This is a genomic window from Ciceribacter thiooxidans, from assembly GCF_014126615.1.
Lineage (GTDB): Bacteria > Pseudomonadota > Alphaproteobacteria > Rhizobiales > Rhizobiaceae > Allorhizobium > Allorhizobium thiooxidans.
Window position 1 is genome coordinate 284932 of record NZ_CP059897.1, and the last position, 11882, is coordinate 296813.

At 63.0% G+C, this 11882-nt stretch carries 11 protein-coding genes, 1 pseudogene and 1 riboswitch; of the genes and pseudogenes, 9 read left to right on the forward strand and 3 right to left on the reverse strand.

The window, feature by feature from the left end; translation table 11 throughout:
* The first annotated feature begins 11 nt into the window (after positions 1-11).
* The 7 genes and pseudogenes from H4I97_RS19320 (at position 12) to H4I97_RS19350 (ending at position 7192) form a co-directional block, all read left to right on the forward strand.
* Positions 12-254, forward strand: a complete 243-nt coding sequence (locus H4I97_RS19320; RefSeq protein ID WP_182308475.1) for an acetyl-CoA carboxylase — start codon at positions 12-14, stop codon at positions 252-254.
* Entirely contained in the window at positions 251-1633 is a 1383-nt protein-coding gene (locus H4I97_RS19325; protein ID WP_182308476.1) for an acetyl-CoA carboxylase biotin carboxylase subunit, read from the forward strand. Before H4I97_RS19320 ends, H4I97_RS19325 begins: the two co-directional genes overlap by 4 nt.
* Entirely contained in the window at positions 1633-2508 is an 876-nt protein-coding gene (locus tag H4I97_RS19330) for a 5-oxoprolinase subunit B family protein (RefSeq protein WP_182308477.1), read from the forward strand. Before H4I97_RS19325 ends, H4I97_RS19330 begins: the two co-directional genes overlap by 1 nt.
* A complete protein-coding gene (locus tag H4I97_RS19335) occupies positions 2498-3466 on the forward strand; it encodes a 5-oxoprolinase subunit C family protein (RefSeq protein ID WP_182308478.1) in 969 nt (322 codons plus the stop codon). The genes H4I97_RS19330 and H4I97_RS19335 overlap by 11 nt, the downstream gene beginning before the upstream one ends.
* A 35-nt stretch (positions 3467-3501) precedes the next feature.
* Positions 3502-4574 (forward strand): annotated as a pseudogene (torT, locus tag H4I97_RS19340) (TMAO reductase system periplasmic protein TorT).
* 69 nt (positions 4575-4643) lie between these two features.
* On the forward strand, positions 4644-6158 hold the full coding sequence (locus H4I97_RS19345; RefSeq protein ID WP_182308479.1) for a sugar ABC transporter ATP-binding protein: 1515 nt from the start codon (positions 4644-4646) through the stop codon (positions 6156-6158).
* Positions 6155-7192 carry an ABC transporter permease gene (locus H4I97_RS19350; RefSeq protein ID WP_182308480.1) on the forward strand — a complete coding sequence of 346 codons (1038 nt, stop codon included), beginning with the start codon at positions 6155-6157 and terminating at the stop codon, positions 7190-7192. The genes H4I97_RS19345 and H4I97_RS19350 overlap by 4 nt, the downstream gene beginning before the upstream one ends.
* A 14-nt stretch (positions 7193-7206) precedes the next feature.
* Here H4I97_RS19350 and H4I97_RS19355 read toward each other — a convergent pair whose 3' ends face one another.
* Positions 7207-8157 carry a threonine ammonia-lyase gene (locus tag H4I97_RS19355; protein ID WP_182308481.1) on the reverse strand — a complete coding sequence of 317 codons (951 nt, stop codon included), beginning with the start codon at positions 8155-8157 and terminating at the stop codon, positions 7207-7209.
* Between the two features lie 53 nt (positions 8158-8210).
* On the opposite strand from H4I97_RS19355, the gene H4I97_RS19360 reads away from it, so the two are divergent.
* Positions 8211-8717 (forward strand): Lrp/AsnC family transcriptional regulator, encoded by a 507-nt coding sequence (locus tag H4I97_RS19360; RefSeq protein WP_182308482.1) that lies wholly within the window; start codon positions 8211-8213, stop codon positions 8715-8717.
* 7 nt (positions 8718-8724) lie between these two features.
* On the opposite strand, the gene H4I97_RS19365 is transcribed toward H4I97_RS19360, so the two are convergent.
* The gene (locus H4I97_RS19365; protein WP_182308483.1) at positions 8725-9702 is read right to left on the reverse strand and encodes a threonine dehydratase; all 978 of its coding nucleotides are present in this window, start codon (positions 9700-9702) and stop codon (positions 8725-8727) included.
* A gap of 110 nt (positions 9703-9812) precedes the next feature.
* Between H4I97_RS19365 and H4I97_RS19370 the strand changes: the two genes are divergently transcribed.
* Positions 9813-10631: a helix-turn-helix domain-containing protein gene (locus H4I97_RS19370; RefSeq protein WP_244658872.1), complete on the forward strand. Its 819-nt coding sequence runs from the start codon at positions 9813-9815 to the stop codon at positions 10629-10631.
* 174 nt (positions 10632-10805) lie between these two features.
* Here H4I97_RS19370 and H4I97_RS19375 read toward each other — a convergent pair whose 3' ends face one another.
* Positions 10806-11438, reverse strand: a complete 633-nt coding sequence (locus H4I97_RS19375; protein WP_182308485.1) for a LysE family translocator — start codon at positions 11436-11438, stop codon at positions 10806-10808.
* Positions 11439-11732: 294 nt separating this feature from the next.
* A riboswitch (cobalamin riboswitch) is annotated at positions 11733-11861 on the forward strand.
* Positions 11862-11882 lie beyond the last annotated feature (21 nt).

Below are 11882 nucleotides of genomic sequence, written 5' to 3' on the forward strand. Positions count from 1 at the left end.
GGGAGACCACGATGAGCAAGCTCGAGATCAAATCGCCCCTGCCGGGAACCTTCTACCGCCGGTCGTCTCCCGACGCCGCGCCCTACAAGCAGGATGGGGAGAGCGTCGCGGCCGGCGACGTCATCGGCCTTATCGAAGTGATGAAGACCTTCCACGAAGTCCGCGCCGACGCGAGCGGAAGCGCGATCACCTTCGTCGCCGAGGACAATGAGCCGATCATGGCCGGCCAGGTCATCGCCGAGGTCGAGGCATGAGCATTTCGTCGATCCTCGTCGCCAACCGGGGCGAGATTGCAGTCCGGATCATTCGCGCCGCCCAGGCACTAGGGATCAGGACCGTGCAGGTCCATTCCGCTGCAGACCGTGACATGCTGGCCGTGAGGCTCGCCGACCAGGCGGTCGAAATCGGGCCGCCGTCCGCGGCGAAGTCCTATCTCAACATCGAGGCTGTGCTGAAGGCCGCACGAGAAACCGGCGTCGACGCCATTCATCCCGGCTATGGCTTCCTCTCGGAAAACGCCGCCTTCGCGAAGGCCGTTGAAGAGGCTGGCCTGATCTTCATCGGGCCGCGCCATGATGCGATCAGCCTGCTCGGCGACAAGGTCGAGGCGCGCAAGGTCGCAAGCCGTGCCGGCGTCCCGACCGTGCCCGGCTCCAAAAGCCGGATCGATGACATCGCCGCCGCGCGCGAAATCGTCGAGGAAATCGGCTTTCCCGTGATGATCAAGGCGGCGGCGGGCGGCGGTGGCCGCGGTATCCGCATCGCCGAAAGCATGGAGGATTTCGAGCGGCATTTCCCGCAGGCCTCCGCCGAAGCACTCGCCGCCTTCGGCGATGGTGGCCTCTATGTCGAGAAAGTCATCACCCGCGCCCGCCACGTCGAGGTCCAGATCCTCGGAGACGGCAAGAACGCCATCCACTGTTTCGAGCGTGAGTGCTCCCTCCAGCGACGCCGCCAGAAGGTGTGGGAAGAGGCCCCTTCCTTCCGCCTGCCGGAGACCGTCCGCAAGGCACTCTGCGAGAGCGCCGTCGCGCTCGCCCGGGAGGTCGGCTATCGCGGGGCGGGTACCGTTGAGTACCTCTATGACGACGAAACGCGCGCGTTCTACTTCATCGAGGTGAACACCCGCATTCAGGTCGAGCATCCTGTGACCGAAATGATCACGGGTATCGACCTGGTCCAGGAAATGATCCGCATCGCCGGCGGCGCCGAGCTTTCGATCCGCCAGGAAGATGTCGCGATCCGCGGTCACGCAATCGAGTGCCGGATCAACGCCGAGGACCCCATGCGCGGTTTTCTGCCGGGTCCCGGCCTGGTCGAGGCGCTCGGCGTTCCGGAAGGCGACGGCGTCCGTTTCGACACCATGCTCTACGACGGCTACCAGGTCCCGCCCTTCTACGATTCGCTCCTCGGCAAGCTGATCGTCTGGGGTGAAAGCCGCGACCACTGCCTCGACCGGCTCGGAGAGGCCCTCGACAATTTCGAGATCCGCGGGCTCGCAACGACCATTCCTCTCCACAAGGCACTGGCATCCGATCCGTCGGTGGCCGCCGGTGACGTCCACACCCGCTTCCTCGAACCGTGGCTGGAGACGGAGTTCAAGGCCTTTGTCGCATCCAAGGAGGTTGCCTGATGCCCATGCGCTATACATTCGGAGGTGACGAACACCTCTTCGTCGAATGCTCCGAGGAAATGTCGCTCGAGGCATTCTTCAATTCGCTGTCGATGACGACGGGCATCAAGCAGGCGAAGATCAAGGGCGTCACCGAAATCTGCCCGGCAAACGCCTCCTTCCAGATTAAGTTCGACCCGGACGTCATTCACCCGAACGACATCCTGAAGGAAGTCCAGGCGATCGAGGCAGCGGCTGCGAAGTCGGAGCCGGTGATCACCACCCGCATCATCGAGATCCCGGTCTTCTACAACGATCCGTGGACGCACGAGACGCTGATGCGTTTCCGCGAACGCCATCAGGATCCGCAAAGCACCGACCTCGAATATGCCGCCCGGATCAACGACTACGGCTCGGTCGACGATTTCGTCGCCGCCCACTCCGGCTCTCCCTGGTTCGTCTCAATGGTCGGCTTCGTTTCGGGCCTGCCGTTCATGTATCAGATGGTCGAACGCCAGAGGCAGATCGAGGTGCCGAAGTATCTGCGGCCGCGCACCGACACGCCGAAGCTCACCGTCGGCCATGGCGGCTGTTTCGGCTGCATCTACTCGGTGCGTGGCGCCGGCGGCTACCAGATGTTCGGCATCACCCCGATGCCGATCTACGATCCGACCCAGACGACGTCCTACCTCAAGGACTTCATGGTCTTCTTCCGCCCCGGCGACATCGTCAAGTTCAAGCCGGTCGACCGCGACGGCTACGACCAGGCGGTGGAAGACGTCGACAAGGGACGCTTTGCCCCGCCGATTCGCGAGGTGAAGTTCGACCTCAGGGAATTCCAAAAGGACATCGACGGCTACAACGCAAAGCTGGAGGGCGTTCTCCATGGCCATTAAGGTTCAACATCCAGGTCTCGCCACCACCGTCCAGGATCTCGGTCGGCCCGGCTATTTCCATCTCGGCATCCCGCTCGGCGGCGCCATGGACCGCCTTGCGCTCAAGGCCGCAAACCTCCTCGTCGGCAATGAGGAAGGGGCTGCCGGCCTTGAGGCGGTCTTCGTCGGACCAAAGCTCGAATTCACCGAAGATGCGATGGTCGCCGTGACCGGAGCCGAGATGCCGATCCGGGTCGACGGCGAAGAGAAGCCGGGCTGGACTGCCTTCAAGGTCCAGGCCGGCCAGGTGCTCTCCTTCGATTTTCTGAAGACCGGCGCACGTATCTATATTGCCGTCTCCGGCGGCATCGACGTGCCGCTCGCGCTCGGCTCCCGCTCGACCTACGCGATCGGGGCACTCGGCGGCTTCAAGGGACGGCCGATCGCCGCCGGCGACGAACTGCCGGTCGGTGCCGCAGGCACGGCCGTCGAAGGCAAGTCGATCCCGGAAGCGCTCCGTCGTCGTCCCGGCATGCCGGCCGAGCTGCGGGTCCTGCCGGGTCTCTACTGGCACCGTATTACCGAGGAGTCGGGGAAGAACTTCTTCGAAGACACATGGAAGGTGGCGCCGGAAGCCGATCGCATGGGTTACCGCTTCCGGGGCGGGCGCAAGCTCGATTTCGTTCCGCGCACGCCGCCGTTCGGCGCCGGCTCCGATCCGTCGAACATCGTCGACAGCTGTTATCCCTACGGCTCCATCCAGGTTCCGGGTGGCACCGAGCCGATCATCCTGCATCGCGATGCCGTTTCCGGCGGCGGCTACTTCATGCTCGGAACCGTCATCTCCGCCGACATGGATTTGATCGGCCAGCTTCAGCCGCATACGCCGACCCGCTTCGTGAAAGTCGACATGGAAACCGCGCTTTCCGCGAGAAAGGACCGCGCCGCCCTGATCAACCAGATCCGCAATCTCTTCTGACCCGCAGCAACCAACTCCATAAAAGGGGAACAACAATGAAAAACAGAATTGCACTCACACTGGCGAGCTCCGCACTCGCCCTGACGCTGGCGACGCCCGCGCTCGCAGAAGCCTGGTATCCTTATCCGGCGCAAGCCGTCGAGCCGGCGTTTTCGGCCGACGGCAAGGCCGTCGACATGTCCTATTCGCCGCTCGAAAAAGCAGAGAAGCCCTGGAACATCTGCGTTTCCTTCCCGCACATGAAGGACGCCTACTGGCTCGGCGTCGACTACGGCGTCGCGGAAGAGGCAAAGGACCTCGGCGTCAAGATGAACCTCGTGGAAGCTGGCGGCTATACCGAGCTCTCCAAGCAAATCAGCCAGATCGAGGACTGCGTCGCCGGCGGCGCCCAGGCCGTCGTCATCGGCGCCATCTCCTTTGACGGCCTCAACAATCTCGTCAGCGAGATCAAGAAGAAGAACATTCCGGTGATCGACGTCATCAACGGCATTTCTTCTCCCGACGTTACCGCCAAGTCGCTCGTCTCCTTCTACACCATGGGCTTTGAGACCGGCTCCTACCTCGCCAAGAAGCATCCCGCAGGCTCCGAGGAAGTGAAGGTCGGCTGGTTCCCGGGCCCGGCCGGCGCAGGCTGGGTAGAAGCCGCCAACAAGGGCTTCCTCGAAGCGATCAAGGGCTCGGCCGTCAAGGCTCTCGAGCCGAAATACGGAGACACCGGCAAGGAAGCCCAGCTGAAGCTGGTCGAGGACGTGCTGCAGGCCGAGCCCGACATCCGCTATGTCGCCGGCACGGCGGTGACGGCGGAAGCCGCCCAGGGCCTTATCCGCGAGCGCGGACTCAAGGGCAAGGTCGACCTTCTTGCCTTCTACATGACGCCCGGTGTCTACGAAGGCATCAAGCGGGGCTTCATTCTCGCCGCCCCGGCGGACTCCATGGTCGTCCAGGGTCGTATCGCCATCGACCAGGCCGTCCGTGCGCTGGAAGGCAAGGAGTTTGTCAAGCATGTCGGACCGAAGATCTTCGTGGTCGATCCGTCCAACGTAAAGACCGTGCCGCAGACCAACATCCTGCCCCGGATGGGTACAAGCCGGTCTTCTCGGTCAACTGACCGAGCGGGCTCCGGCGTTGGACACACGCCGGGGCCATCTCCCAGCGTCTAGATTGGACTGATACGAAAATGACTTCGCGGCCACCGCTGGTGGAAATGACCGGCATTGCCAAATCCTATCCCGGCGTGCGAGCGCTCGATGGTGTCGACTTCACGCTGCAAGCCGGCGAAGTGCACGTCCTCTTCGGCGAGAACGGCGCCGGCAAATCGACGCTGATCTCCATCCTCGCCGGAGTCACCACTCCGACCGAAGGCGAGGTCCGGATCGACGGCGAGAAGAAGCTCTTCCATTCGGTCAATGATGCGCGGGCCGCCGGCATCGGCGCGGTGTTCCAGGAATTTTCGCTGGTACCAACGATGACGGTCGCGGAGAACATCTTTCTCGGTCAGGAACCGCGGAAGATGGGCCTCGTTCAGCGCCGGCGCATGTATGCCGAGGCGCATATCCTCTTCACCGGACTCGGCTTCCCGATCGACGTCCGCCGGCCCGTGATTTCACTGTCGCGCGCCGAACAGCAGATGGTCGAGATCGCCAAGGCACTGCATCAGCAGGCCCGAATCCTCATCCTGGACGAGCCGACCGCCTCACTCACCGAGCGAGAGACGCAGAAACTCTTCGAATTTATCGAGCGCGCCAAGGGGCGCGGCGTCGGCGTTGTCTACATCTCCCACCGCATTCAGGAATTCAAGGCGGTCGCCGACCGCATTACCGTCCTGCGCGACGGTCGCCTGATCGGTACGATCAGCGCCGAGAACCTGTCGGAAAAGGCGCTCGTCGAAATGATGACGGGCCGCAAGATCGACGAGATCTACCCACACATCGTGCGTAGCCCGCAACCGGAAACTGTCCTGACGATCCGCGGCCTGAGGGCCTGGGGCGTCGACGGCGTCGATATCGACGTCCGCCGCGGCGAGGTCCTCGGCGTTGCCGGCCTCGTCGGTTCCGGAAAATCGCGTACCTTCCGCGCCGTCATGGGCCTGCTGCCGACAGCGGACGGTACGGTCACGCTGATGGGACGCGACAAGACCGGTGCGGCAACGCCCCAAATGATGCAAAGCGGCGTCTTCTTTCTTCCCTCCGACCGAAAGGAAGAAGGCCTCCTGCTCGGGGCGAGTGCGCGCGCCAATATCGCGCTTTCCATTCTCGACCGGCGCGACACGCGCAATCCGCTCGGCCTCGTCTCGCCCACCGCGCTGCGCAAGCAATCGAGCGACATCGGGCAAAAGGTGGACCTCAGCGAGGCCTTCCTCGAGCGCGTCACATCCAAGCTCTCCGGCGGCAACCAGCAGAAGATCCTCTTCGGCAAGAGCTTCGGCCGGGACTACGACATCTACATCTTCGACGAACCGACAGTCGGTGTGGATATGGGCACCCGCGCCGCCCTCTACCGCATCATCAAATCCATAGCCGAGGCCGGCAAGGCGGTCGTGGTGATCTCCTCCGACCTGCCAGAGGCCATGCACCTCGCCCACCGGCTGATCGTTTTCCGCAACGGTCGCATCTCGGCCGAGCTGGAAGGCGAGGCCATTCAGGAACAGGCAGTCCTCGGCGCCTTCTTCGATCAGGAAAGAAAATCGGCATGACCAGCAAGCTCGAAACCGTGTCGGTCTCGGACACCAAGCAGACCCTCTCCTCGACGGCCGCAGTGAAGGCGGTCTTCATCAGGCTCGGTGTCCTGCCCTTCTTCCTCGTGGCAGCCCTCATCCTCTTCACACTCGCTTCAAAACAGTTCCTGACGCTCGACAACCTCACCAACGTCGCCCGTCAGTCGGTTTATCTCGTCCTCGTCTCCCTCGGCCAGATGCTGGTTCTGGTGACGGGCGGCTTCGATCTCGCCGTTGGCACCTCGATCGCGCTCACCTCGGTCGTCTCGGCTTCGGTCATGGTGTATTTTGCAGCCCAGTTTCCTGACACGGTCTGGCTCGTCATCGTTCTAGGCGTGTCGGCGGGCTTCCTCGCGGCTCTGGCACTCGGCATGCTGAGCGGTATCGGCATCGCACAGTTCGGGGTTTCTCCCTTCATCATGACGCTGGGCGTGCAATCCGTCGGTGCCGGCATCGCGCTCTTCCTGACCGGCGGCGTGCCGATCGGCAACCTGCCCTTCGAATTCGGCGATTTGTTCGGTTTCGGCCGCGTTTTCGGCGTGCCCGTCCCGGTCCTGATCGCGGCGGTCGCCATCGCCGCCATGTGGATGTTGATGAACCGCACCCGCAGCGGCGCGCGCATCTACGCGATCGGCGGCAACATCAAGGCCGCCAATCTCTCCGGCATCAACACCAAGCGGACACTCTTTCTCGCCTATATCCTCTGCGCACTTCTCGCCTCGGTCGCCGGCGTTCTGCTGACGGCGCGGGTCGAAAGCGGAGAAACCAATCTCGGCGGCACGATCGCGCTCGAATCGATCGCGGCCTGCGTTATCGCCGGCGTCTCGCTGAGGGGCGGCATCGGCCGGGTTGAGAGCGTGGTGCTGGGCGCCTTCTTCATCGTGCTCGTCCAGAACGGCATGAACTTGATGCAGATCGGTTCCTACATGCAGATGGTGCTGCTCGGCTCGCTGCTGATCCTCGCCGTCGTCATCGACCAGTTCCGCTACCGCATGCTCGTCGGCAACAGGTGAGCGGGCACGTACCGCTAGCGGACCACGTTGCCGCCGCAGAGGATCGTCGCCACGGATCCTCCCTGCAGCCTCTCCCGGTGTTCCAGTGTGGCGGCAACGCCCGCCGCACCGGCGGGCTCGACGACCAGACCGTAATGCTGCAGGCAGAATCGCATCGCCGACCGGATCGTCTCTTCGCCGACCGTCCACACCTCGTCCACCGTGGTCTTCATCGTTTCGAGTGCATGAGGGACTGGCTCGCGCACGGCGATCCCGTCGGCGATCGTCGGCGCAGACGGAGTCGCGACATACGTGCCGCGCTGCCAGGAAAGAAGCATCGCCGGGGCTTCTGCCGCGACGACGCCGATCACGCGGCAAGACGGCATCTTCGCCTTCATCCACGTGCCGACACCTGTCAGAAGGGCACCGTTGCCGAGGGGCACGAGGACGATGTCGAGAGGGATACCTCGCATGTCGGTCTGCCGCGTGGTCTCAAGTGCGATGGTGCCGGCGCCCTCGGCAATGGCCGCCTCAGCCCCGTCCTCGACGAAGACATAGCCCTTTTCGGCAGAGAACTGGCGCGCCTCCCCCTTCGCCGCGTCAAAATCCTCGCCATGGAGGCGCACATCGGCTCCAAGCCCGCGCATGGCGGCGATCTTCAGCGGGTTGGCGTTCGTCGCCGCAAAGATGATCGCCTTGCGTCTCCGCTTGGCAGCCGCATAGGCGAGCCCCTGGCCGAAGTTTCCGGCAGAGGCCGTAACGATCGGAACGCCGGAGGAAGGCATCGTCCGGAGAAGCCAGTCGGTTCCGCGCCCCTTGAAGGAGCGGATCGGGTTCAGCGTCTCCACCTTCGCGTGAAGGGCAAGCCCAAGTTCGGCATCGGCTGCGGCATGCCGCACGAGCGGTGTGTCGAGAAAGACCGGGTCGATGGCGTCATAGGCGGAGAGGATGCCGGCGACGCCGGGGCGATGTTGCAAATCAGTCATGCGGGCAGCATAGCTGTCCGAAACGGGAAGATTCCTCAAACATGATCGGTCAAATGGATAGTCTACCCAGAAGGCGCGCAACTTCGAGCGGATCACCCGAACATGTCACCGCCGTCGATCGGGAAATTCTGGCAATCCTGCAGGAGGATGCCCGTGCCACCATCGAGGACATTGCGGTCCGCACCGGGCTTTCACCGTCCTCGGCACAGAGGCGCCTTCAGCGGCTGCGGGAAAACAAGGTCATTCTCGGCGACGTCTCGATCGTCGACCCGAGGAAGGTCGGATTAGGCGTTACCCTTCTTGTCGAGCTCGAGCTCGAGCGGGATCGGCCGGAACTCATGGCAAACCTTCACCAATGGATCGCGAAGACCCCCGAGGTCCAGGAAGCCTGGTGCATCACCGGCCGTGGCGACTACACGCTCGTCGTCGTCTGCGGATCGATCGACGATTTCGATACGCTCGCCGAGCGGCTGGTGAACGAGAACCCAAATGTTCGCAAGTTCACCACCCATGTCGTGCTGAAGACGTTGAAACGCGGGCTCGCCGTCCCGTTGCCGTGAACGGAGATCACGCGACCCGCGGCGTCTCTCCCGCCAGCACCGCCCGGAAGAGGTCGGCATCCACATTGGCGCCACTGAGGATGATCCCGATCCTCTTCCCTCGCACGGTCTTGCGCTCCTGGAGGACGGCGGCGAGCGGCGCGGCACCGGCCCCCTCGGCGAGGTTATGGGTGGTGAGATAGATGAGGCGCATGGCTTCGGCCACCTCATCGTCCGTGACGGCGACGATGCGGGACGCTCCGTTCGCGTAAACCGCAAACGCTTCCTCCACGGGCACGCGAACCGCCATGCCGTCGGCGAAGGTCAACGCCGTCTCCGTCTCGATCAGTCGTCCCGCTTCGAAGGAAAGCTTCGCGGCCGGCGCATGGGCGGATACGACGCCGATCACCTCGGTATTCAGGCCGAGTACATCGCGCGCGGCGATGACGCCGCAGATACCGGAACCGCAACCGATCGGGACATAGACCGCATCGAGATCGGGCACGGCCGTGAAGAACTCCAGGGCGTAGCTCGCGACGCCGCGGACGATCTCCTCGTGGAAGGGCGGCACAAGAAGATGCCCCGTTTCGGCAGCAAGCCGCCGTGCTTCGGTTCGTGCCTCGTCGAAATCGCGGCCGAATTCGATGACCTCACCGCCCCATGCGCGCATGGCTGCGTTCTTCTCAACGGAATTGCCGTGCGGCACGACGATCCGCACTTCGAGGCCGCAGGCCCGCGCTGCACGCGCCTGGCTCTGGCCGTGATTGCCACGCGTAGCGGTGACGATTCCCCGGGTCTCCGGGAATGCGCGGCGGAGCCAGTCCAGAAAGGTGATGCCGCCCCGAACCTTGAACGCACCCGCCGGCGTGTGATTTTCGTGTTTCACCCAGACAGTCGCCCCGACCTCGCTTGAAAGCTGCGGCCACGCATATTGCGGCGTAGGCGGCATATGGCGATGGACGAGCGCGGCTGCCTCTTCGAGGTCCTTGCGGGTAAACTGCTTCATGTGTCGCTCCGTTTCTGTCCGTGACCGCAAGACTGGCATGCCCGGACGGGTGACGCTTTCAGATTCCTGACGTAAAAGGTCTCTGGACCTGATTAAGGATGGATGAGGGTATGGAAGGCACCGCGACCTTGAAGACCGAGCCGACGCGGCGAGTGACGGTCGGACGCTGGTCGGCGGAGTTGCTGCCGCGCCAACCCTACGAGGCCCGCTACACGGCAGACCGCGCTCTGCTCGGCTTTGCCTTCGACAGCCAGAAGGGCGTGCATGCCTATGCCGGCGATCGCATCCGGCCGTTTCGCGCGACACCGAACGGTCTTGCCTATGTGCCGGAGGGCTGCGACGTCTACTCGCGGTCGCCTGCGGGCGGAGAGTATCTTGCCGTGAAAGGCTTTGATCTCGACGAGGCTGTCGACGTGCCCTTCAGCGATCGCATGGATCCAGCCGCGATTGCGGCCGCGCATGCGATGAGAGGCCTGCTTCTCGCCGTTCCGGTTGCCGAACCCGTGCGTTGCGAAGCGTTGATGAACGTTCTGATCGAGCGGCTTTCCTGCCAAATGCAGTCCCGTCAGTCGTCAAGGGGCGGCGCACGATGGATGACCGCGCAGCGTCGGCAGCGGGTCGACGAGATTATCGAGGCCCGTCTCGACCGAATGCTGACGGTGCAGGACCTCGCCGATGAGCTCGGCCTTTCCGCCGGCTTCTTTTCCCGAACCTTCAGGCAAGCCACCGGCCGCTCGCCTCACGCCTATATTCTCGACCGGCGGATCGCGCGGGCCCGGGCGCTGATTGCCGCCGGGGCCGAGGATTTGAGCGCAGTCGCACTGGTGTCCGGCTTTTCCTCCCATGCGCACCTCACGACTGTGCTTCGACAGAAGCTCGGCGTCAGCCCCAGTGCACTGCGCGCGAACCTCTTCCGGGGTGGCCTTTGAAGAGCCACGCGGTCGCGCCGGCTGTAACGTCCTCGGCTTTCTCACTGCTCGCGTCGCCACCTGCCCCTTCCCGTGTCAGGTCAGGATGAACCAAAGATGCACTTGTGAGCTTGCTTGCCGGAGGGGCGAGTACGAACCTCGACCTCCCGGCAGACTTCGTCGGGTGCGGTGCAGTTAGTTTCTGGCTCCCAATGCGAGGCGGCAAGCCAGACCTGCAAGAACTGTCGCGAGAAGATACTGCGGCAGCTTCCTGAATCGGACCAGACTCGTGACGCGCCTGCGGATATGCCCGCTCAAAAGGACAACCGAACCATTTACGATGAGGCCTATTCCATTCAGCACGGTAGCGAGGACCAGCATTTGGACAGTAAGCGATCCTGCCTCTGGGCGCACAAACTGAGGGAACAACGCCAAGACAAAGAGGGCCATTTTCGGATTTAGAAGATTTGTTGCCAGACCTTCGCCGAGGATCCGCTTCATTGAAAATCGCTTTAAGGCCGACTCAGGAGAGAAATGTGCGCCCTCGGAACGAATGGTTTTCCACGCGAGGTACATCAAATAGGCGCACCCGGCCCAACGAACGACCTCGTATGCCGTCGGAACTGCGACAAAAAGCTGTGAAAGTCCCAACGCTGCTGCGAGGGCATGGCAATATGTGCCGAGTGCTATACCGGCATAGGTCAGGAATCCCGCAGCTCGCCCCTGGCTTAAGCTGCGTGACGCAATGAGAAGCATGTCGGGTCCGGGCGTGGCGGTCAGCACGACGCACGCGAGGGCAAAAAGTATGATAGTGGAGAAATCCGGCATATCGTTTCCCTTCGAGTTGGCCGGAATTCCGATCTACCAAGATTCGTGAGGATGACAAGTCGCGAATAGTCGGTTCTCTGACATCATTCGATGGGCGTCCCCTATGTCCTCCGTAAACGATCGCTTATGGCGGCCAGGGAAAGCACGAGAAGCCGGAACGTAGAGCAGTCTCTTTGCGTCGGATCAAAGATCCGCGGCATTTTTCCTTCTGAAGCGCCCACGTTCCACCCACGATGGCCGCGGCATCCGTTGCCTGAAGGCAACGCGCAGGTTACAGCCGTCTCGACAACTAACGGAACTCGGTGAAATTCCGAGACGGTCCCGCCGCTGTAACCAGATACGAGTCTCAGGAGGCTTTGTCCGCCACTGTCCGGTCCCGGACGGGAAGGTGCCTGAACCCGGCCATGCTGGAAGTCAGAAGACGAGTTGATCCGCAACCGAAAT

What these genes read in the sequence shown, in the direction of transcription:
- H4I97_RS19365 (WP_182308483.1), bottom strand. Translation starts at nt 9,702, where the DNA reads ATGAAGCAGTTTACCCGCAAGGACCTCGAAGAGGCAGCCGCGCTCGTC.
- H4I97_RS19330 (WP_182308477.1), top strand. Translation starts at nt 1,633, where the DNA reads ATGCCCATGCGCTATACATTCGGAGGTGACGAACACCTCTTCGTCGAA.
- H4I97_RS19350 (WP_182308480.1), top strand. Translation starts at nt 6,155, where the DNA reads ATGACCAGCAAGCTCGAAACCGTGTCGGTCTCGGACACCAAGCAGACC.
- H4I97_RS19320 (WP_182308475.1), top strand. Translation starts at nt 12, where the DNA reads ATGAGCAAGCTCGAGATCAAATCGCCCCTGCCGGGAACCTTCTACCGC.
- H4I97_RS19325 (WP_182308476.1), top strand. Translation starts at nt 251, where the DNA reads ATGAGCATTTCGTCGATCCTCGTCGCCAACCGGGGCGAGATTGCAGTC.
- H4I97_RS19345 (WP_182308479.1), top strand. Translation starts at nt 4,644, where the DNA reads ATGACTTCGCGGCCACCGCTGGTGGAAATGACCGGCATTGCCAAATCC.
- H4I97_RS19375 (WP_182308485.1), bottom strand. Translation starts at nt 11,438, where the DNA reads ATGCCGGATTTCTCCACTATCATACTTTTTGCCCTCGCGTGCGTCGTG.
- H4I97_RS19370 (WP_244658872.1), top strand. Translation starts at nt 9,813, where the DNA reads ATGGAAGGCACCGCGACCTTGAAGACCGAGCCGACGCGGCGAGTGACG.
- H4I97_RS19360 (WP_182308482.1), top strand. Translation starts at nt 8,211, where the DNA reads ATGGATAGTCTACCCAGAAGGCGCGCAACTTCGAGCGGATCACCCGAA.
- H4I97_RS19355 (WP_182308481.1), bottom strand. Translation starts at nt 8,157, where the DNA reads ATGACTGATTTGCAACATCGCCCCGGCGTCGCCGGCATCCTCTCCGCC.
- H4I97_RS19335 (WP_182308478.1), top strand. Translation starts at nt 2,498, where the DNA reads ATGGCCATTAAGGTTCAACATCCAGGTCTCGCCACCACCGTCCAGGAT.